The sequence below is a fragment of the Bacteroides reticulotermitis JCM 10512 genome (assembly GCF_000517545.1).
Lineage (GTDB): Bacteria > Bacteroidota > Bacteroidia > Bacteroidales > Bacteroidaceae > Bacteroides > Bacteroides reticulotermitis.
This window is the reverse complement of record NZ_BAIV01000018.1, coordinates 38,462-61,757: the sequence shown is the minus strand read 5'-3', so window position 1 is coordinate 61,757 and position 23,296 is coordinate 38,462. Positions and strand designations below refer to the sequence as shown.

At 44.2% G+C, this 23,296-nt stretch carries 11 protein-coding genes and 3 pseudogenes; 11 read left to right on the top strand and 3 right to left on the bottom strand.

The genetic code is table 11. The features are described 5' to 3' along the window. The first annotated feature begins 17 nt into the window (after positions 1-17). From JCM10512_RS11995 to JCM10512_RS11945, 11 genes and pseudogenes are all read left to right on the top strand, one after another. Positions 18-3,400, top strand: a pseudogene (locus JCM10512_RS11995) (SusC/RagA family TonB-linked outer membrane protein). A 12-nt stretch (positions 3,401-3,412) separates the two neighbouring features. After that, the gene (locus JCM10512_RS11990; RefSeq protein WP_044163361.1) at positions 3,413-5,608 is read left to right on the top strand and encodes a RagB/SusD family nutrient uptake outer membrane protein; all 2,196 of its coding nucleotides are present in this window, start codon (positions 3,413-3,415) and stop codon (positions 5,606-5,608) included. 246 nt (positions 5,609-5,854) lie between these two features. Beyond that, positions 5,855-7,593: pseudogene (locus JCM10512_RS11985) on the top strand (polysaccharide lyase). 61 nt (positions 7,594-7,654) lie between these two features. Then, on the top strand, positions 7,655-8,323 hold the full coding sequence (locus JCM10512_RS11980) for a DUF3826 domain-containing protein (protein ID WP_044163359.1): 669 nt from the start codon (positions 7,655-7,657) through the stop codon (positions 8,321-8,323). A 208-nt stretch (positions 8,324-8,531) separates the two neighbouring features. Beyond that, positions 8,532-9,461: a glycoside hydrolase family 43 protein gene (locus JCM10512_RS11975; RefSeq protein ID WP_044163357.1), complete on the top strand. Its 930-nt coding sequence runs from the start codon at positions 8,532-8,534 to the stop codon at positions 9,459-9,461. 20 nt (positions 9,462-9,481) lie between these two features. Next, a complete protein-coding gene (locus tag JCM10512_RS11970) occupies positions 9,482-12,823 on the top strand; it encodes an MGH1-like glycoside hydrolase domain-containing protein (RefSeq protein ID WP_044163355.1) in 3,342 nt (1,113 codons plus the stop codon). A 15-nt stretch (positions 12,824-12,838) separates the two neighbouring features. Then, positions 12,839-15,674 (top strand): annotated as a pseudogene (locus tag JCM10512_RS11965) (glycoside hydrolase family 78 protein). 45 nt (positions 15,675-15,719) lie between these two features. Continuing rightward, positions 15,720-17,057 (top strand): glycoside hydrolase family 28 protein, encoded by a 1,338-nt coding sequence (locus JCM10512_RS11960; protein ID WP_044163353.1) that lies wholly within the window; start codon positions 15,720-15,722, stop codon positions 17,055-17,057. Positions 17,058-17,141: 84 nt separating this feature from the next. After that, entirely contained in the window at positions 17,142-19,109 is a 1,968-nt protein-coding gene (locus JCM10512_RS11955) for a 6-O-methylesterase (protein WP_044163402.1), read from the top strand. A gap of 903 nt (positions 19,110-20,012) precedes the next feature. Beyond that, complete coding sequence (locus tag JCM10512_RS11950; protein WP_044163350.1) at positions 20,013-20,675, top strand: Crp/Fnr family transcriptional regulator; 663 nt, start codon at positions 20,013-20,015, stop codon at positions 20,673-20,675. An 8-nt stretch (positions 20,676-20,683) separates the two neighbouring features. Beyond that, complete coding sequence (locus tag JCM10512_RS11945) at positions 20,684-21,181, top strand: pyridoxamine 5'-phosphate oxidase family protein (RefSeq protein ID WP_044163401.1); 498 nt, start codon at positions 20,684-20,686, stop codon at positions 21,179-21,181. A 22-nt stretch (positions 21,182-21,203) separates the two neighbouring features. On the opposite strand, the gene ccsA is transcribed toward JCM10512_RS11945, so the two are convergent. The 3 genes from ccsA to JCM10512_RS23890 are packed head-to-tail and all read right to left on the bottom strand — an operon-like array spanning position 21,204 to position 23,283. After that, a complete protein-coding gene (gene ccsA / locus JCM10512_RS11940; RefSeq protein WP_044163349.1) occupies positions 21,204-21,986 on the bottom strand; it encodes a cytochrome c biogenesis protein CcsA in 783 nt (260 codons plus the stop codon). Between the two features lie 2 nt (positions 21,987-21,988). Next, positions 21,989-22,999: a cytochrome c biogenesis ResB family protein gene (locus JCM10512_RS11935; protein ID WP_244437143.1), complete on the bottom strand. Its 1,011-nt coding sequence runs from the start codon at positions 22,997-22,999 to the stop codon at positions 21,989-21,991. 29 nt (positions 23,000-23,028) lie between these two features. Further along, complete coding sequence (locus JCM10512_RS23890; protein ID WP_244437141.1) at positions 23,029-23,283, bottom strand: hypothetical protein; 255 nt, start codon at positions 23,281-23,283, stop codon at positions 23,029-23,031. Positions 23,284-23,296 lie beyond the last annotated feature (13 nt).

Sequence of the window (23,296 nt, the reverse complement as noted above, 5' to 3'; positions counted from 1 at the left end):
ACTATAATGCTATAAAAATGAAACATAATAGTATAATTAAATTGTGTCTTGGCATGTTCTTGGCTTTTGTATTAGCTTTTCCAGCTATAGCCCAAACCGGTCAGACATTTAAAGGAGTTGTTGTTGATGGTGCAGGAGAACCTATTATTGGTGCTTCTGTAAAAGTTGTAGGAACTACAACAGGAACAATTACAGACTTAGATGGTAAGTTCACGGTAACTGTGCCATCTGGAAGAAAAGTTGAAATATCCTACATTGGATATGTGTCGCAAGTATTGCCAGATCTCAAACAGACTAAAATCATCCTGAAAGAAGATGCGCAGCAATTGGATGAAGTAGTCGTGGTTGGTTATGGTACACAGAAAAAAGCGCATTTAACAGGTGCCATTGGTACTGTACCTATGAATGAAATTCAAGATATTTCAGCTGGTAATTTGGCTAATACATTAAGTGGTTTAGTAACTGGTGTTAGCGTTAGTGGTGGTAATACTCGTCCGGGAGAAACTGCTCGAGTTAGTATCCGTCAAAATGATGCATTAACAAGTATGAAGGCGACCAATGTAGAACCTCTCTATGTAATTGACGGATATATTTATCCTACTGAAGTTAAGATTGGTGCTACTACTGAAAACTTAGGTGCAACTGCATTCAACAATTTGGATCCGTCTGTTATTGAAAGTATCTCTGTCTTGAAAGATGCATCAGCGGCAGTTTATGGAGCTCGTGCTGCTAATGGTGTTATTTTGGTAACAACTAAAAGAGGAAAACTAGGCGCACCGAAAATCTCATATAGTGGAACATTTGGAGTCGCTGATGAGGTCTCTCGTGCTAAAATGTTGAATGCTAATCAATACGGTAAACTTTGGAATGCCGTACGTGCAGCAGATCCTACAGATACAGCTATGAATCCATTGACTGATTTGTTTCAAGCCGATGAATTGAATGCTATGAAGGGTTTGAATTATGATTTGTTGGATAAATATTGGAAGTCTGCATTTACACAACAGCATAGTGTTAATCTAAGTGGTGCTACTGATAGAGCTAGTTACTTCGCCGGTATTTCTTATTTTGAGCAAGACGGTAATCTAGGTAAATTGGATTATGATCGTTGGACTTATCGTGCCGGTGTTGATGTAAAAATCAGTGAATGGATAAAAGCTAATCTACAGGTGTCTGGAGATTATGGGAATCGGAATACGCCCAATGTGAAAGTCGGAGGTACCAATAGTGAGAAAGACTATAATCTGTTATTGATGCATCCACAGTATATACCGGAGACAATAGGAGATTATCCTCTTGCACCGTATGGCATAAGCAATAAAGAAATAAGTTCCAGCCAGAATTATGCATTTGATGTACTTCAGAATTCAGGAGATTATAACAAGACTATGACTTCGAATATGAATATCAATGCAGGTTTGGAATACGACTTTGGATGGAGCAAGTGGTTAAAAGGTTTGACTCTGAAATTTACATATTCAAAGAGTGTTAATACGACAAAGAATAATCAATACGGTTCTTCATATAAGTTATACTACATGTCTCAACGTGCCGGAAGTGGTAGCCATTTATATACTCCTATTGCCGGTGAAGAAAATGCATATAACGATTTAATTACTGATAATAATTTCTTGTTGGCCAATGGTGGAGCAATTATCACGAATGGTGATGCTGCGTATTTATCTCGCGATATGGATCGCACAGACAATTATCAGATGAACTTTATGGCCGCCTATAGTCGGGACTTCGGAGATCATCATGTCGGTGCTCTGTTCTCAATTGAGAAGTCGGAAGCTGAAAGCGAATATTTGAATGGTAGTGTTACCGATCCGTATGAATTTACTACTGGACAGTCTAACTCAGTTGGGCTGATAGTAAACCTGGTACGGTATTTACACGTAGTGAATCGGGCACATTGTCTTATATCGGACGTATCAATTATGCGTATGCTGATAAGTATCTATTCGAGTTTTTACTACGTTCGGATGCATCTACTAAATTTGCACCGAAAAACTATTGGGGTGTATTCCCTTCTGTTTCCGGAGGTTGGATTATATCACAGGAGAAATGGTTTAAAAACAATGTAAAATGGGTTGATTATCTGAAAGTGCGTGCATCGTTTGGTTTGACAGGACGTGATAATACGATTGCTTGGCAGTGGATGCAGAACTATGGAACAGATAAAGATAAGGGGCCTATATTTGGCACAGGTACAGAGATTAATGCAGGTAGTCACATTACGCTTAATAAAAACAATTCTGCAGTTAACTCTAATGCACATTGGGATAAATCGTATAAAGGTAACTTCGGTATTGATTTAAATGTACTAGATAACCGATTGACTTTCAATATCGATGGTTATTATGAATGGAACCGTGAAATGTTACTTCCATATTTAGAATCTATTCCCGGTACAGTAGGTACTCAGTCAGCTTATATTAACTATGGTAAATTTGACACTTATGGAGTAGAATTGTCTACAACATGGAGAGATAAGATTGGAAAAGACTTTAAGTATAAGATACAAGTTAATACGGGGTATTCGGATAATAAAGTGTTGGAAAAAGACTGGGATGCTATTACAACTTTCAAAAGTATTCGCAAGGGAGACCGTTCGGACATAGGAACATGGGGGATGCAGTGTCTCGGTATGTTCCGCAATTATCAGGACATCGATGAATATTTTACAAAATATAACATCAGCTCATATATGGGAATGACTAAGGATAATGTAAAGCCCGGTATGTTAATATATAAAGATGTTCGAGGAGCTTTGCAAACAGACGGCACATATGCCATGCCTGATGGTATTGTAGATAAAGATAATGATCAGGTGAGATTATCCAACAGAAGTAATCCTTACGGATTCACTACGAATCTAAGTGCGGATTGGAAGGGCTTCTCTTTATCAGCACAGCTCAGCGCAAGTTGGGGTGGATATAGTTTCCTTCCTTCTTCTGCACTTAAAATAGGTAATATGGTTGGTTCTGGATCAGGAAGCTATACCGACTTGGAATATACTAATATGCCTTCTTTCTGGAATACCGATAATATGTTTGTCTATAACGATGTTGTTGATGCAGCAGGAAATGTGGTTGTAAATGCTAATCGGGATGCAAAATATCCGAACTTAAGATGGGGATCTATTAATAGTGTGACATCTTCATTTTGGAGAGTTAGTGGAACGCGAGTTAGACTTAATCGGTTGACATTTGCTTACTCCATACCATCGAAGTATACCCAGATGATTGGGATTGAAAGCTGTCGCTTTAATGTAACAGGACAGAACTTATTGAGCTTCAACAATCCTTATCCTGATAACTTCATGGACCCGATGACTTCTTATGGTAGCTATCCAACTTTACGTAAGTTTACTATCGGTGTTAATGTTACATTCTAAAAGAAAATAACAATGAAAAAGAAAAATATAAGAATTCTTAGCATAGCTTTGATAACAGCCGGGGTTTTTAGCTCATGCAGTGATCAATTCTTGCAAGATAAAAAGAATTATGATAATGCTAATGCGGATTCGTACAATTATTATAGTGGCGCACTAGCTCGTGTAGCAGACATTTACATGTGGTGCCTGCCTGATGCAAATGCTGATCCCAGTTGGAAATACAACAGTACAGGATTGGCTGATACTCAGGCTAAATCAACAGAGGAGTATAGTGGCTTTGGAGTATTTGTAGATCCAGATGCCGAACTGACTTATCAACAAGGAAACAATCCGGTACCTGATTATTTTCATGGTTCAAGTGGAAATATTCAAACCATGGTCTGGGGGCGTATTCGCAATTGTAACGATGTAATTCGGGGCATAACAAACAGTACGCTTACTCAAGAAGAAAAAAGTAAGTTATTGGGACAGGTCTATTTTTTCCGTGCTTGGTGTTACTATAATCTGGTTAAATGGTATGGCGGTGTACCTATCATTAAAGAAGTGCAAGAAATTGTATCCGGATCAGTTGTTCCTCGTTCTACAACCAAAGAATGTGTTGACTTTATATGTGAAGACTTAGACTTATCTGCTGAACTACTTGCTCCGTTCACAACGAATGGGGGATGGACCTCTTCGGATTTTGGTCGTGTAACTTCAGGAACTGCACTAGCACTGAAAGGACGTCTTCTATTACTGTATGCAAGCCCGGTATTCAATCGGAAAAATGATGTAACGCGTTGGGAGAAAGCTTATGAAGTAATAGGAGAGTCAATAGCAACTCTAAATGCATGTGGATATGGCCTGTATAACGAGAATAATCCAGGAGCGAATGCATCAGGTTGGGCTAATATCTTTTCTACTGTTGAAGGAAATTCTGAAGCTGTATTTGTGACGCTTTATAATACACTCGCTTCAGCAAGTTCTGCAGACTTTAGCAAAAATAATGCATGGGAAAATGGAATTCGCCCTTCGAATACACTAGGTGGTGGAGGAAAAACACCTTCTGCAATGCTGGTAGATATGTTCCCAATGTCTGATGGTAAAAAGCCTGGCTCGACAACCACTTATACAAAATTGGCCTCTTCAGAAATTTCATATGATTCAGAAGCACCATTCTTAAATAGAGATCCACGTTTCTATCGTACATTCGCTTTCCCTGGAGTACGTTGGAAGTTTAGTGGTGACCCAAGAAATGAGAAAAACAATAATCCATATAATGGTTCTGAATATGAGTTATGGAACTATGTGTGGTATACCACCGAAACTGATAGAGATAATGTGGAAAGTGGAAGTACATATGGAGCAGATAATTTATTAGGTAATGCTAAGGGTTTCTATATCCGCAAACGTTCTGATGATGCCGATGTTAATAGCCCACGATATAGATATGAAGCTGCGAATGGATTTAAGTATTCTGCAAATCCTTATATTGAGCTTCGGTATGCTGAAGTTTTGCTGAACTATGCTGAAGCTGCTTGTGGAGCCGGTCATATGGATATAGCTGTTGAACAGCTAAAGAAAATACGTACACGCGTAGGATATACAGGTGATTGTGGTTTACAAAGTAATTTGTTGAGTGATCAGGCCGCATGTATGGCTGCTGTTTTATACGAACGCCAAGTGGAATTGGCTTATGAAGGAAAGCGTTTTGACGATTTGCGTCGTTGGATGTTGTTTGATGGAGGTGTGGAAAAGGTTGCAGGTGCGCCTGATTCATGGACATTGACCGGTTGGGGTGGAAATACTTGCACTTATTTGGGCTTTACACCTCTTAACGGACAGCGTCGTGACAATCTTGAGTTCCGTGTAAACAATAGCAATAAGAATGGTCTCGGAGGAAAAGAGTGGGCTATTGGTGGTACTAACCCGGATCCGTTATATGGAGTAGCAACTCGTCCTGCTGCTATAGATTTGACAAAGGACCTTTCTACTCAGCAAACTGGATTGAAGAATTTTTATGCTACTTATTTGACTCGTAAGAAGAAAAAGGGAGATGCCTATACTTCTGATAAGGGAGAAAAATATATGAAATTCTATCCAAAGTATTATCTTTTAGGTCTCTATCAAGGAGCGCAAAATGCTAATGCAACTTTAAAGCAAACTATTGGTTGGGGAGATTACGTGAATGGTGGTGCCAACGGAACGTATGACCCATTAGCAGAATAAGATTTCGGACTATATCCGATTAAATAAGAAGTGCGCCTTCAACAACCTGTAACCAGGAAGTTGGAGGCGCTTCTTTTATTATTGAGATATACATTGCAACTGGTGAAAAACCGGGTTGAATGAGCAAACTTGGTAATCTATCCTATAAAAAAGTAAATTATTAGATTTAGCTGATTACATTTCTTTTTCTATTTCGTCTTATTATTGTATTTTTGAAATTACAATCTGGCTAAACCCAATAAGAAAATGAAAAAGAAACATGTATTTCTGGCAGTTTGTGCTGTCGCAATGCTGACTCCGAAGTCCGTCTGGGCACAATACCCGCAGATTACCGACGAAGCAAAAGAGGATTATAAAAAGATGATGACGGAAGAACGTCGTCTTTCTGATGAAGCATGGGCAAAAGCGTTGCCTATTGTTGAAAAAGAAGCAAAAGAAGGCCGCCCGTACATTTCATGGGCTTCTCGTCCTTACGATTTGCCACAAGCTAGAATCCCTTCATTCCCGGGAGCTGAGGGAGGTGGTATGTACACTTTCGGCGGTCGTGGAGGTAAAGTAATTACAGTTACCAATTTGAATGATCGTGGTCCGGGCTCTTTCCGTGAAGCTTGTGAAACAGGCGGTGCTCGTACCATTGTATTCAATGTGGCAGGTGTTATTCGTTTGAACTCGCCGATTATTGTTCGCGCTCCTTATGTAACAATTGCCGGACAAACAGCTCCGGGTGATGGCGTTTGTATTGCAGGTGAATCTTTTTGGGTAGATACACATGATGTAATCGTACGTCATATGCGTTTCCGTCGTGGCGAAACAAAAGTTAGCATCGTGATGACTCCTTCGGTGGTAATCCGATTGGAAACATTATGATCGACCACTGTTCTTGTACATGGGGATTGGATGAAAACATTTCCTTCTATCGCCACATGTACGATCCAAGTGAAGGACAGTATGAAAGCAAAGACGAAAAGTTGGGTACTGTAAACGTAACCATTCAAAATACAATCTCAGCCAAAGCACTGGATACTTACAACCATGCATTCGGTAGCACATTGGGCGGTGAGAACTGTGCGTTTGTACGCAACCTTTGGGCTAGTAATTCAGGACGTAACCCTTCAGTAGGATGGAATGGCGTGTTTAACTTCGTCAATAACGTTGTATTCAACTGGGTACACCGTTCGGTAGATGGTGGTGATTACACTGCTATGTTCAACATGATCAACAACTACTACAAACCGGGACCGGCTACTCCTAAAAATGACAACGTAGGTGCTCGTATCTTGAAACCGGAAGCAGGACGTAGCAAATTGAACTATAAAGTTTATGGCCGTGTATATGCGGATGGTAATGTAATGGAAGGTAACGCTAAAGTCACTGCTGATAACTGGAATGGTGGTATCCAAATTGAGACTCAGACAAATACAGACGGATACACTGAAAAGATGAGAAGCAATGTTCCGTTTGCTATGCCTTATATCGATATCACATCTGCTAATGATGCTTACGATTATGTAACAAAGCATGTAGGTGCTAATATTCCTACTCGTGATATTGTAGACGAACGTATTATTGATGAAGTAAAAACCGGTGTTCCTTATTATGACAAGAAGGTTGCCAAGAATGCAAATGGCGATATAACAGGTTTGTCTCCGAAATCAATTGGTGATGATGGCCAGTTCAGATACCGTCGTATGCCTAAGGATTCATATAAGCAAGGTATCATTACTGATATTCGTCAGATGGGTGGTTATCCTGAATACAAAGGCACTCCGTATGTAGATACAGACGGTGATGGTATGCCGGATGCTTGGGAGAAAGCTAACGGCTTGAATCCGAATGATCCGAGTGATGCCAACAAAGACTGTACAGGTGACGGATACACCAACCTTGAGAAATACATCAATGGTATCAGCACTAAGAACAGAATTGATTGGTCTGACTTGAAGAACAACTACGACACATTAGCTGAAAAAGGAAAGTTAATGTAATTGCCGGCAAGGTGCCGGAGCCGGATTTCCCTTCGGCGCCTTACCTAAAAAAATAAGATTGATGAAAAAAGTAATAATAAGTTGTTTACTCTTCTGTTTCGGCTGGATGTCAGCCGGAGCAGTCGATCTGAACAAAGAAAATCGCGATCCGAAGTACGTAGAGTCTATCGTGAACCGTTCGCAAAAGATTGTAGACCAATTGGGGATTACTGATAAAAAGGTAGCTCAAGAGGTGTGCTATACGATAGCTAACCGTTATTTCGAGCTGAATGATATTTACGAAGTACGGGATGCGAAAGTGCAGAAGGTAAAAGATTCCGGGCTGACCGGCAATACAAAGACCGAAACACTGAAAGCTGCCGAAGATGAAAAGGATGGCGCTCTATACCGTTCGCATTTTGCTTTTCCTGCCAATCTATCGCTCTTCTTAAACGAGAAGCAGATAGAAGCCGTGAAAGATGGAATGACTTATGGCGTTGTTAAGGTGACTTATGAGGCCACGCTCGATATGATTCCGACTTTGAAGGAAGACGAGAAGGCACAGATTTATGCTTGGTTGGTCGAAGCTCGCGAGTTTGCACTGGATGCGGAAAACTCAAATAAGAAACATGCTGCGTTCGGTAAGTACAAAGGTAGAATCAATAACTACTTGGCTAAACGCGGATATGACTTGACCAAAGAGCGTGAAGCATGGTACAAACGAGTTAAAGCACGTGGCGGATCCTTGTAAAAGATCTGCAAAGAAAGAACACTTTCCCATTATATATAATGGTTAGTTTGTTTGATGGCGAAGGGGACTGTTCTTGATGAACAGTCCCCTTCTTGCAACTGATCATAGGGTAGCTATCGCAAAATAGACGAGGATATTTGAGTACAAATGCATTTGTACTCCGTCTCATCATAAACAAAGAAAGTATATAAGAGAAGAAATCGCGTAAATGAAAAAGATAAGAAATATTGTTGCGGCTTTAGGTTTATTATGCTTGGCATCGTGTCAGGCTCCGAAGGAATATTATATGTTCACTTCTTTTCATGAACCGGCAGATGAGGGACTGCGTTATTTATATAGTGAAGATGGATTGCGTTGGGATACGATTGCCGGCACATGGCTTAAACCGGAGTTAGGGAAACATCAATTGATGCGCGACCCTTCCATGGTCAGAACGCCTGATGGAACCTTTCATTTGGTTTGGACAACAAGCTGGAAAGGAGACCTGGGCTTCGGGTATGCCCATTCCAAAGACCTCGTACATTGGTCGGAGCAACAGACAATTCCGGTAATGGCCGATGAGCCGACAACGGTAAATGTATGGGCGCCTGAAATCTTTTATGATGACGAAACGCAAGAGTTTATGGTTGTGTGGGCATCATGTATTCCCGGACGGTTTGAACGCGGTATCGAAGATGAGGACAATAATCATCGACTTTATTACATCAAGACCAAGGATTTCAAAACCGTCTCTAAGGCTAAGGTTTTGTATGATCCCGGCTTCAGTTCCATCGATGCGGTTATTGTCAAGCGAGCACCCAAAGATTATGTAATGGTACTTAAAGACAATACACGTCCCGAACGTAACTTGAAAGTGGCGTTTGCCGAATCAGCCGAAGGACCTTATAGCCCGGCGTCTGAACCTTTCACGGAGTCTTTTGTTGAAGGACCATCCGTAGAGAAGATAGGAGATGACTATTTGATCTATTTTGATGTATATAAGAGAAAGATATATGGTGCAGTACGTACAAAGGATTTCAAACAGTTTACCGATGCAACCCAGCAGGTGAGCGTTCCGGTAGGACATAAACACGGCACCATTTTTAAAGCTTCCGAATCAGTAGTGAAGAACCTGATCAAGGAAAGCGAGAAGAAATAATTAAAAACCTATAATATATCATGAATAATTCTGCAAAGGTTCTTTGTTTGCTGGCAGCCGGTTGGTTATCAGTTACCATGTCAGCACAAGATCTAATACATTACACTGGCAAAGAATTATCGAACCCTACTTACCATGACGGACAACTGTCACCGGTGGTAGGTGTACACAATATCCAGTTGGTACGCGCCAATCGCGAACATCCGGATGCTTCCAACGGTAGCGGATGGACCTACAATCACCAACCGATGTTGGCCTATTGGAACGGACAGTTCTTTTATCAATATCTGGCTGATCCGGTAGACGAGCATGTACCACCTTCTCAAACATTCCTGATGACTTCAAAAGATGGGTATCAATGGACAAATCCGGAAGTCGTATTTCCTCCTTACAAAGTACCGGACGGGTATACGAAAGATACCTATCCGGGCGTTAAAGCCAAAGACTTGATCGCAATCATGCATCAACGTGTTGGCTTTTATGTGTCTAAGTCAGGACGGCTCATTACTATGGGAAATTATGGAGTGGCGTTAGACAAGAAAGACGATCCCAATGATGGCAATGGAATTGGACGTGTAGTCCGCGAGATCAAAAAGGATGGTTCTTACGGTCCGATCTACTTTATCTATTACAACCACGGCTTTAGTGAAAAGAACACGGACTATCCCAATTTCAAGAAAAGCAAAGATCGTGAATTCGTTAAGTCGTGTCAGGAAATACTCGATAACCCCTTGTATATGATGCAATGGGTGGAAGAGGCTGACCGTGAAGATCCGCTAATTCCACTGAAGAAAGGCTATAAAGCTTTTAATTGCTATACGCTGCCCGATGGAAAAATAGCCAGTCTGTGGAAGCACGCGTTGACATCAATCAGTGCAGATGGCGGACACACATGGGCCGAACATGTATTACGAGCTAAGGGCTTTGTAAATAGCAATGCTAAGATATGGGGACAACGCCTAAGTGACGGTACCTATGCTACTGTATATAACCCGTCAGAATTCCGTTGGCCGCTCGCTATCTCCCTGAGTAAAGACGGTTTGGAATATACAACACTGAACCTTGTAAATGGAGAAATACCTCCCATGCGTTATGGGGGCAACTATAAATCGTACGGACCGCAATATGTTCGCGGTATTCAGGAAGGCAACGGAGTGCCGGCTGATAAAGATCTCTGGGTGGCTTACAGTGTGAACAAAGAAGATATGTGGATCTCCCGCATCCCGGTTCCGGTTGAGTTGAACGCATCAGCACATGCCAATGACAACTTCGCCGACTGCAAGAAGCTATCCGATCTAACCAATTGGAATATCTATTCTCCGGTATGGGCTCCGGTTTCTTTATCCGGTCAGTGGCTGACTTTGCAGGATAAAGATCCGTTTGATTATGCCAAAGTAGAACGTAAGATACCGGCTTCTAAAGAGTTGAAAGTCTCTTTCGACCTGCAAGCCGGACAAAACGATAAGGGAACTCTTCAGATAGACTTCCTGGATGAGAATGGAATTGCTTGTTCTCGCTTGGAAATGACTGATGACGGAACATTCCGTGCAAAAGGAGGTTCACGTTTCGGTAATATGATGAAATATGAAGCCGGAAAGACTTACCATGTAGAAGCAGTCCTTTCGGTTGCGGATCGGAATATCCAAGTATCTGTTGATGGAAAGCGCGTTGGATTGCGTATGTTCTATGCTCCCGTAGCTTCCATTGAACGAATTTCTTTCCGTACCGGCATACCACGTACATTCCCTACCGTAGACACACCGGCCGATCAGGATTATGATGTAGCTGATGCTGGTTCACAAGCCCCTTTGGTAGAATATCGCATTGCCAATGTGAAAACATCCTCAGTCGATAAAGATGCGACTTCGGCAGTCTTGAAATATGAAAACTTTGCCCGCTATACCGATTACTTCAATGGTATGGAAGATGAGAATATCGCTCAGGCTATTCCCAATGCTCAGGCGTCCGAATGGATGGAAGAGAACATTCCGCTATTTGAATGTCCTCAGCACAACTTTGAAGAGATGTATTACTACCGTTGGTGGAGCTTGCGCAAGCACATCAAAGAGACTCCGGTAGGCTACGGCATGACCGAATTCCTTGTACAACGCTCTTATTCGGATAAGTACAACTTGATTGCTTGTGCCATCGGTCACCATATCTATGAAAGCCGTTGGTTGCGTGATCCCAAATACTTGGATCAGATCATCCATACCTGGTATCGTGGCAACGAGGGCGGACCGATGAAGAAGATGGATAAGTTCAGCTCTTGGAATGCCGATGCCGTACTAGCTCGCTACATGGTAGATGGAAAACGGGAATTCATGCTTGACATGAAGAAAGATTTGGATACGGAATACAAACGTTGGGAGCGTACCAACCGCCTATCAAATGGCCTGTACTGGCAAGGTGATGTGCAGGATGGTATGGAAGAGTCGATCAGTGGAGGACGTAAGAAGAAATATGCTCGTCCGACAATCAACAGCTATATGTATGGTAATGCCAAAGCGCTTTCATTGATGGGAGTTCTTTCCGGAGATGAAGGAATGGCTATGACCTACGGCTTGAAAGCAGATACGCTGAAGCAACTGGTACAAGACAAACTGTGGAACACCCGTCACAACTTCTTCGAAACGATGCGTACGGATTCTTCAGCCAATGTGCGTGAAGCCATCGGTTACATGCCCTGGTATTTCAATCTACCGGACGCAGATAAGTACGACTCTGCTTGGAAAGAAGTAATGGACGAAAACGGTTTTGCAGCTCCTTATGGATTGACTACAGCCGAACGTCGTCATCCCGAGTTCCGTACCCGTGGAGTAGGTAAGTGCGAATGGGATGGAGCGATCTGGCCGTTTGCTTCGGCACAGACCTTGACGGCATTGGGCAACTACCTGAACCATTATCAGCCAAGTGCCAAGAACGACGAACTGTTCCGTGCTTTGACAGATAGCGTTTACTTTCGTCAGATGGAATTGTATGTAGAGTCCCAATATCATCGCGGCCGTCCGTATATTGGCGAATACCTGGATGAAGTGACCGGTTATTGGTTGAAAGGCGATCAGGAACGTAGCCGTTACTATAACCACTCCACATTCAATGATCTGATGATTACCGGACTGATCGGTTTACGTCCTCGCTTGGACAACACGATTGAAGTGAATCCGTTGATTCCGGAAGGCAAGTGGGATTGGTTCTGTCTGGATAATGTGCTTTATCATGGACACAACCTGACTATTCTTTGGGATAAAAATGGAGATCGCTACCATTATGGCAAAGGATTCCGTATTTTTGTTGATGGCAAAGAGGTCGGACATGCAGATAAGCTAACCCGAATCGTCTGTCCGGATGTGTTGAAATAGTGAATGATTGAAATAATGAATATAAGAAAACAAATACTTTTATTGCTTCTTTGCCTGCCATTCTGCGTGCAGGCAAAGAACATAACGATAAGTCGTCTTACATGTGAAATGCAAGAAGGACTGGTAGTGGTCGAAACTCATCCCCGCTTGATGGGTGATGGAATCACCGCAGAATGGTACACGACAAACAGCCTACGAGCTTGATATACGTGAGGCTTGTACAAACCGCTCCGTTTGGAATAGTGGAAAAGTAATCTCTTCACAAAGTCAGCTAGTATCTACCAATGTGGCTAAACTCAGCCGTAACGGTTCCTATAATTATATATGGAAGGTACGTGTTTGGGATGAAACAGACACACCTTCGGCATGGAGTGGGGAAGCGAAGTTTCGCTTAGCTCCCGAAAACCTTTCCTCCGGTAAATGGATCGGAGCGATAACCCGTGCAGATGCTCATCTGCCCGAAGGCCGAAGATTTCATGGAAGTGAATTGAAGAAGCCCGAAGTGAAAGCCGCTTGGGATGCTGTAGACACCTTGGCAAAGAAAAGCATTAGTCTGCGTCGAGCATTCCAAGCCAATAAAAAGATTGCCGAAGCTACGGCTTATGTCTGCGGACTTGGCTTCTACGAATTTTCATTGAATGGGAAAAAGGTAGGAGAGAGCGAGTTCGCCCCGCTTTGGAGTGATTATGATAAAAGTGTTTATTATAATACCTACGACGTAACAACACTCTTGAAGCGTGGAGAGAATGTTGCCGGGATTCTGTTAGGCAACGGTTTTTATAATGTGCAGGGCGGACGCTACCGCAAACTGCAAATCAGCTTCGGGCCTCCCACACTCTTGTTTACGTTGGAGATCAATTACGAAGATGGAAGTAAGGAAACGATCTATTCGGACGACCAGTGGAAATATGATCTAAGTCCGATAACCTTCAACTGTATCTATGGAGGTGAGGATTACGATGCTCGTCGGGAGCAAAAAGGATGGAACCAAGCCGGTTTTAATGATAACCGCTGGCATTCGGTTGTTCTCCAAGAAGCTCCTAAGGGAGTACTTCGCCCGCAAAAGGCCGCTCCTGTGAAGATAATGGAGCGTTATGGCATTCAGAAAGTAACGAAATTGACACCGGAAGAAGTAACCGCCGCATGCAAATCAACCAAACGAACGGTCGATCCTTCGGCACTGGTTTTGGATATGGGGCAGAACTTAGCCGGTTTCCCGGAGATAACCGTACGTGGTAAGAAAGGACAGAAAATTACTTTGCTGGTTGCCGAAGCACTGACGAGTGAAGGAGCATGCGACCAACGTCAAACCGGTCGCCAACACTATTACGAATATACGCTCAAAGGCGAAGGAGATGAAACCTGGCATCCACGTTTCTCGTATTACGGCTTCCGTTACATACAAGTGGAAGGTGCCGTGTTGAAAGGCCAGAAGAATCCGCAGAAGCTTCCCGTAGTAAAGCAAATACAGTCTTGTTTCATTTATAACTCAGCGAAGAAAGTATCGACTTTCGATAGTTCGAATCCGATCTTCAATGCGGCTCACCGCTTGATCGAAAAGGCTGTGCGGAGTAATATGCAGTCGGTGTTCACAGACTGTCCGCACCGTGAGAAGCTCGGCTGGTTGGAACAAGTACATCTCAACGGTCCCGGACTGTTGTACAATTATGACTTGGCAGCTTTCGGTCCGCAAATCATGCAGAACATGGCGGACGCACAGCACGCTAATGGAGCCATGCCGACAACCGCACCCGAATACGTTGTGTTTGAAGGTCCGGGCATGGATGCATTCGCCGAATCGCCCGAATGGGGTGGCGCGTTGGTCATCTTTCCGTTCATGTATTACGAGACGTATGGTGATGACACGCTAATCAGAACGTATTATCAGAACATGCGTCGCTATGCGGACTACCTGACGACTCGTGCGGACAAGGGTATTCTTTCTTTCGGACTGGGCGACTGGTACGATTATGGAGACTTCCGTGCAGGTTTCTCACGCAATACACCCGTGCCGCTGGTTGCCACCGCTCATTACTACATGACGATACAATATCTGGTAAAAGCCGCTGCATTGGTAGGCAATACATACGATGTGAATCATTACAGCGCTTTGGCGAATGATATAAAGAAGGCTTTCAATCAAACATTCTTCGATGACCACACGGCACAGTATGGTACAGGAAGCCAGTGCAGCAACGCACTGCCGTTGTTCCTACATATGATTAAGAATACAGATGGGCAGGGAATCTCCGGTGAGAATCAAGCCTTGAACAACCAAGTGTTTATGAATCTGGTGAAAGATGTGGAAGCTCACGGGAACCGGTTGACTACCGGAGATGTCGGCAATCGGTATCTGATTCAAACCTTGGCACGTCACGGTGAGAATGAATTAATCTATAAGATGTTCAATCACGAAGAAGCGCCGGGCTACGGTTTCCAATTGAAATTCGGTGCGACCACACTGACCGAACAATGGGATCCCCGTCAAGGTTCCTCTTGGAATCACTTCATGATGGGACAGATTGACGAATGGTTCTTTAACTCGTTGGTTGGTATTCGTCCCGCAACTTCTACCGTTCTCACGACTGAGGATCAGAAAGAAGTGTGCGAAGGTTATCAGACTTTCCGGATCGCTCCCCAGCCGGTAGGTGATCTGGCTTATGTGAAATCTACTTACGAGACGCTTTACGGAACGGTTTCTGTCGATTGGACGCATCAGAATGGCGTGTTTACGCTGCATGTTGCGGTACCTGTCAATACGACGGCTGTTGTGTCTGTGCCCGGTGAGAAAGAACCTCGCAAGGTAGAAAGCGGTACGCATAAGTTTACTGTCAGCTTGCCCGGAAACTGATTCGGCAAGCGTGCGCTTGTACTATAATTTGTAAAATACAATATAATGAGAATACGAACACTCTTTTTATCCCTTCTTTGTCTGTGCACCGCTGTTGCTTTGCGTGCGGAGCGCGTCGATATGCTGAAAGCAGGAGCTAAGGCAAATGGGAAAACCTTGAATACCAAACTGATCAATTCGACCATTAACCGTTTGAACGCAAACGGTGGAGGTACACTTTATTTCCCTGCCGGAACTTACCTGACCGGGAGCATTCACCTGAAAAGTAACATTACGCTCGACTTGGGAGCCGGAGCTACTTTGCTCTTCTCGGACGACTTTGACAACTATTTGCCTTTTGTTGAAGTGCGCCACGAGGGGGTGATGATGAAGAGTTTCCAACCGCTGATCTATGCCGTAGATGCCGAGAACATCACGATCAAAGGTGAAGGAACCTTAGACGGACAGGGAAAGAAATGGTGGATGGAGTTCTTCCGCGTGATGATCGACCTGAAAGATAACGGTATGCGTGATATCAACAAATACCAACCCATGTGGGATAAGGAAAATGATACGAAAGCTATTTACGCCGAAACAAACGAAGATTATATCAATACCTTGCAACGCCGTTTCTTCCGTCCTCCGTTTATTCAGCCGGTGCGCTGCAAGAATGTGAAGATCGAAGGCATTAAGATTATCAATTCTCCGTTCTGGACGGTCAACCCTGAGTTCTGCGAGAATGTAAAGGTGAAAGGAATTACCATTCACAACGTACCTTCGCCCAATACCGACGGTATCAATCCGGAATCTTGCCGGAATGTTCACATCAGCGATTGTCACATCTCCGTTGGCGACGATTGCATTACCCTTAAATCGGGCAGAGACGCACAAGCACGTCGCATCGGTGTTCCTTGTGAGAATATCACCATTACTAATTGTACGATGCTTTCCGGTCACGGGGGAGTCGTTATCGGCAGTGAGATGAGTGGAAGCGTTCGCAAAGTAACTATTTCCAACTGCGTGTTCGACGGTACTGATCGTGGAATCCGTCTCAAATCTTCCCGTGGACGCGGTGGGATCGTTGAAGATATCCGCGTAAGTAACATTGTAATGAGTAACATCAAGCAAGAAGCCGTAGTGTTGGATTTGAAGTACAGTAAGATGCCGGATGAACCGAAGTCCGAACGTACACCCATCTTTCGCAATGTGCATATCAGTGGTATGACGGTAACGGGCGTGAAGACGCCGATTAAAATCGTTGGACTTGAAGAAGCGCCCATCTCGGATATTGTGCTTCGCGACATACACATCCAAGGCGGAAAGCAAGCTTGTGTCTTTGAGAACTGCGAACGCATCACGCTGAATGATGTCGTCGTTAACGGTGAAGAAATTAAACTGAAATAATAGATAAGCATCTCCGGTCGCTTCGCAGGTTTATTTTGAATGCCGGATGCGAACGGAGAATGCGTTAATTATCAACTTAGAGAAATGAAACGAATACTATTTTCCATGCTTCTTGCCACATCTCTATCGGCAGGAGCGCAGGCACAAACTTATGAAACTGAGTTTGCCCGTCCTTTGAACGAAGTGTTGAACGATATTCAAAATCGTTTCGGCATTCGGTTGAAATACGACATTGACACGGTAGGCAAAGTATTGCCTTACGCCGATTTCCGTATTCGTCCCTATTCCGCAGAAGAGTCACTGACGAATGTACTTGCACCTTTCGACTATAAGTTTGTCAAGCAGAAAGGCAATATGTACAAGCTCAAAGCGTATGAATACCCTCGTCGGACCGATGAAGACGGCGAGAAAATGCTTACCTACCTCAATACGCTATATGCCAATAAAGAGGCTTTCGAACTGCGTGCCGATTCGCTCAGAAAAGAGGTGCGCCAGCGTCTCCAGATCGATGGGCTGCTTGCCCAATGTGTAAAGGCGAAACCAATTCTTTCTAAGATACGCAAGTTCGATGGCTATACGGTGCAGAACTTCGCACTCGAAACATTGCCCGGACTCTATGTTTGTGGTTCCATCTATACCCCGCAGGCAAAGGGACAACATGCGCTTATCATTTGCCCGAACGGCCATTTCGGTGGCGGACGTTACCGGAAAGATCAACAGCAACGTATGGGTACGCTGGCACGTATGGGAGCTATCTGTGTTGACTTCGACCTTTTTGGTTGGGGCGAGTCTGCTTTGCAAGTCGGAGGAGCCGCACATCGTAGCAGTGCCGCACACGTCATTCAGGCAATGAACGGCTTACTGATTCTGGACTATATGCTTGCTTCTCGTAAAGATATTGATCATACCCGCATCGGAGCAAACGGTGGTTCCGGAGGTGGTACGCAGACTGTTTTGCTGACTGCATTGGACAATCGTTTCACGGCTTCGGCTCCTGTTGTCAGCCTTGCCTCTCATTTCGACGGAGGATGTCCGTGTGAAAGCGGTATGCCTATCCAATTGGCTGCCGGAGGGACATGTAATGCCGAATTGGCTGCCGCGTTCGCTCCGCGTCCGCAATTGGTTGTTTCCGATGGGGGCGACTGGACAGCTAGCGTTCCCACACTGGAATTCCCATATTTACAGCGTATTTATGGATTCTATCAGGCAACGGATAAGGTACAAAACGTACATCTTGCCCAAGAGAGTCACGACTTTGGCCCGAACAAGCGGAATGCGGTATATGCGTTTTTCGCTGACGTATTCCAACTCAATAAGAAGATGTGGGATGAAAACAAGGTAACTATCGAACCCGAATCGGCTATGTATAGCTTCGGAACGAAAGGCGAGCTTCTTCCGGCTAACGCAATTCGTTCGTTCGAGAAGGTATCGGCTTATTTCGACAAGAAGGCTTTTGCCAAACTGAATTCAGATGCTTCGCTCGAAAAGAAAGCGATGGATTGGGTTGCTTCCCTGAATCTGAAAGACGATCAAAAAGCTAGTTTTGCCGTAACAGCCATCTACAACCACTTACGTAAAGTGCGCGATTGGCACAACGATCATCCGTATACTACCATTCCCGCCGGTATGAATCCGCTGACTGGTAAACCGTTGAGTCAGCTCGACCGCGAAATGATTGCGGACTCTGCCATGCCGAAAGAGGTGCACGAACGTTTGATGAAGGAGCTTCGTAGAGTATTGACCGAGGAACAGATTGAACTCATTCTGGATAAGTACACCGTAGGCAAAGTTGCCTTTACGTTGAAAGGTTATCAGGCTATTGTCCCCAACATGACCGAAGCGGAGACTACTTATGTACTTGAGCAACTGAAGTTGGCTCGCGAACAAGCGATCGACTACAAGAATATGAAACAGATTTCGGCCGTATTTGAGATCTATAAGAACAACTGCGAACAGTACTTCAACGACCACGGACGCAATTGGAGACAGATGTTCAAGGATTACGTCAATAAGCGTAAGGCCGAGAAAGAACAAGAAAAACAGAAGAAGTAACGCTTCTGTAAACCGACGCTATTTTATTTTACAACAAATGATATACGACTTAACGGTTTGAGAAAATAGTTAAGCTGTGACCTTATGAGGAGCTGTTTCTGTCTGAATGAAAAGGACGGAAATAGCTCCTCATTCTTTGCTGCCGAGTATCCATTCCAATTGCCCTGGGCAAAGTCATAGAATGCCCTGGGCAATTGACTGGTTATCCCTGGGCATTTTCAAATTTGCCCAGGGCTATTGAAATGCAACCACAAAGGGCTGGCTTTACCAGCTCTCTGCTTATACGTTCTTTATGATCGTGCGTTTTTCATTGTCATTAGTATATTCTTCGTATTAACCTGCTTTACATATTTGGGGGCTTGGGTGCTGACTTTATCCGATTTCAGCGATTCTTCTTTTATTAAGTCGATAAGGAGGTTTGGGTATTACGCCTTGCTTTCGTATGCTATCTCCGCTTGAATGTCCGCAAAGAAGTAGTGAATTAGGCTGTGCCAAGGCGTTGGCACTGTCGTTACAGTAGGATAAACTAAATAATCAGCGCGGAGATACTTTACCAATCGACCGCTTGTTTTCGGACACTCACTCACTCAACGAATTTCAATCAACTACTCGTATTCATTCGAATGAATACAGGGCTTGGCCAAGTCCCCGCTTCATTTGCCCCAAAAGAATACTTGTTTACATGCAAAAGAAAGATTGTTTTGAGGTAAAAGAATATTTCTGTTGAAATGCCCTGCATGATGCCGATGGATGACAGAGTGGTTGTTTAGATAGGTGGCAGCCAATAGAACGAAAGACAAACAGCGGAGAAATGAAAAGAACCAACCTTTACAAGAAGCAGAATTCTAGGGGCGTTTCTAGTGATTTACAAAATATATTGTATTTTTGTAGCAAAACAGAGTTATGAATACGGATTTACTTTTTTTCTGTACCATGTGCCGTGAAAAGACTCCGGAACAAATTGCAGGGGTTCAGTGCAGCATCGAACATACGATACGGAAATACAAGAAAGGCGAGTACATCGCTTCTCAAGGAGATCGTGTGTCCTATTTGTTTATGCTGACCAAGGGGAGGGTGAAGACTGAAATAATAGCTAACTCCGGATTGACGCTTTCCGTGGAAGAGATCATAGCGCCCTATCCATTGGCAGCAGCTTTTATGTTTGCGGAGAACAACCGCTTCCCGGTTGATGTCATCGCTTTAGAAGAGTGCGAAGTTATTCTGATAAGTAAAGTAGCCATCGAAAGACAGATGCTCAAATGCCCCGGATTCCTGAAAGGAGTTATATCCTTCATAGCCAATCAAACCCAAGTGCTTGCCGATCGCTTAAAGATATTCTCTCAGAAGGGGATTAAGGCGAAGATCGCGTATTATATTCTGCAACGTGAAAAGGGCGGGCATTTCGAACTGGATAGAACGATCGCTTGTCTGGCCGAATACTTCGGTGTAGAGCGTCCTTCCTTATCCCGGGCGATATCGGAGATCGTTCGCGACGGCATCATTGAGTTTGAAGCAGGGAAAGGCAAGATATTAGATTACCATCGGATCAATCAATTAGTAGGATAATGAGTGAAATACCATATAACAATGCGGAGGTTCGCAGACAAGACCGCCTGTTGGACGAAGAGAATGCAATCAAACTGTTGGAGCGTGGAGAATACGGCATCTTATCAATGGTTGAAGAAGTGAATGGGGGAGTAGGAGGCTATGGGATTCCGATCAGCTATGTCTGGGATCATGCTGCGTCTATCTACCTTCACTGCGCACCTGAGGGACATAAGTTGAACAATCTGCAAGGAAATCCGAACGTATCGTTCTGTGTGGTCGGATCTACGAATGTAATCTCACACAAATTTACGACCGCTTACGAAAGTATCGTCGTTCGTGGCCGCATAAGCATGAACCTGTCAACAGACGAACGGATGAAGGCTTTAGCGTTGATCTTGGATAAGTACTCGCCGGAGGATAAAGAAGTCGGACTGAAATATGCCGAGAAGTCATTTCACCGCACCGATATTCTGCGTCTCGACATTCGGGAGATCTCCGGAAAGACTAAAAACGTACAACCCTAAAGCCCGAATATCGCGGTCACAACTAATACACGTGAATGCTTCCCTGGGCAGCGGGCAGGTAATTAACCCCGACCCAAGTAATCATCAGTAGCAGGAAAGCCACAGGAAGTGCCCAAAGCGCAACCTTGATGTGCTTACTCTCATGCAACCGGAGGTGTATGTAGGCAAGGTATGCCATCGAGGTAATAAACGCCCAAGTCTCTTTCGGGTCCCACGACCAATAGTGTCCCCACGCTTCTTTTGCCCATACGGCTCCCATGAGCATACCCAGTATGAGGAAACCGAAACCGATGTAGACAATGTTATCTATAAAGTCGAGCAACTTACGATCAGTCGCTCGTTGGCGGTGAATATTCCGTAACTGAACAAATGAGCCTATCGTGGCCGCTCCCAACATGGCGTAGGAGAGGATATAGGAGGTAACATGGGGAACAAACCAGACACTCTGCAAGGCAGGCATCAGATTCTTGGAATGAATCTCAGGCTTGAACAGATTGACACATACAAAGACGATAGCTACTAAGGCCGAGAAAGAGAGTAACCAGGGATATTTCCACCGACGATAGGCAACATAGCCCACAGCCGATAAAAAGAATGAATACCACAAACGAGTTTCTCCCATGGTTCGCATAGGCGGACGTTCCAGGTTGATCCAGAACCCTACAATAAAGACGGCAAATACACCGATGCCACAGAGCATCAGGCAGTTTGCCAGCTTCTTCTGAGACTTGTACACGGTAATCCCGGCAGCACCCCAAAGTAGCATAGCCGGCAAAGCAAACCAGATAAAATTATTCCAATTCATAACTATTCTTTCTCAGGACTATCGTTATCATTTCGCTCGTCATTCTCTTTCCTCCGTTTCACTAGCCGACCGTTCCAAATCATCGCAACAGAGCCTAAAGCTATCAATGCGAATCCGATATAAACGGGGATAATCCACGGGTCGTAAACCAGTTCCATACTGCTGTATGACGACAGACGCCCGGCTTTATTGTCGTACCCATATTGATAGATAGTCCAACTTTCGATGCGTAGGGGCTTGTTTACTTCCAGCACACCCTTTTTGGTCACTCCGTCGGGCATATATACCTCAACATCGGATGTGAAGCTTTTGGGTTCGGGAGCAGTCATGACCACACATAGCTGCTCGTTAAGCGGCAGAGTCATGTAGAGTTGTGCTTGATTTCCTCCGCACACCCATCCGCTCGCCTTACTTCCGTCCGCTTTCCGAACTGCTTGTATCCTGGCTGCTGGACTTGCTCCGGGCATAGGAACTTCCCGATAGGTGCTGTCACTGTTGCGGACTGCGTGATGAATGTATTCTTCCAATTGAATATCCCACCCATCCAAATGGCCTTTGGGCGACTTGGTATCTATCTGGTAATAATCGGGCTTTACAACAGGTTGCGGAGCGCCACTTTGCCGATCGATAACCGTCAACTGTGGGGGATATTCTTCCATATCGAAATCATTGAGTTGGATGGCAATGGGAAGTTCCTTCACAACTCCCTCACTATCGTACACTCGCCATTCAACTTCGCCTTCGCGCACGTGCATTACGTATCTCTCCATATCCGCGTAGCCTATTCCGGCTGCGAAAAGAACGAGCCAAAGACCGATGTGGTTCATGTAGAACGCATAGTTTCTCCAATGAAAACGGAGCAACTTACGGGCTATCAAGCAGCCGAGGGAGAGGAGGGTGAAGAAGTAGATCAATACGAATGCCCACGAACTGGTCATGCCGGTGAATCCCAACCGGGTAAACCAATCAGCCGTTTCGCCGGTAGCGGGAGTCCCTTGTGGGGTAAGTCCCATGATTAAGCTGAGGACTAATAAAGAGACAGTCAGGCATACCGAAACCGGAACACCTGTGAACCATCGGAAAAATGAAGTTTTGCGTAAGAGTAAGGAGAGTAGCATAAGCCGATTAACACTCCCCCCAGTATCATATTTACCGGAGCTGCCAAGAGGTAAAAGTTGAAGCTGCCGATCGTTATCTGCAACATAAAACCTACAATAACGATTCCGATAACCGTAACAATCCCCTCAGGATATCCCCAAGGGGTTTGCCACATTTGCCGTCTATTGGTTTCTTTCATCAATGAATGTAGA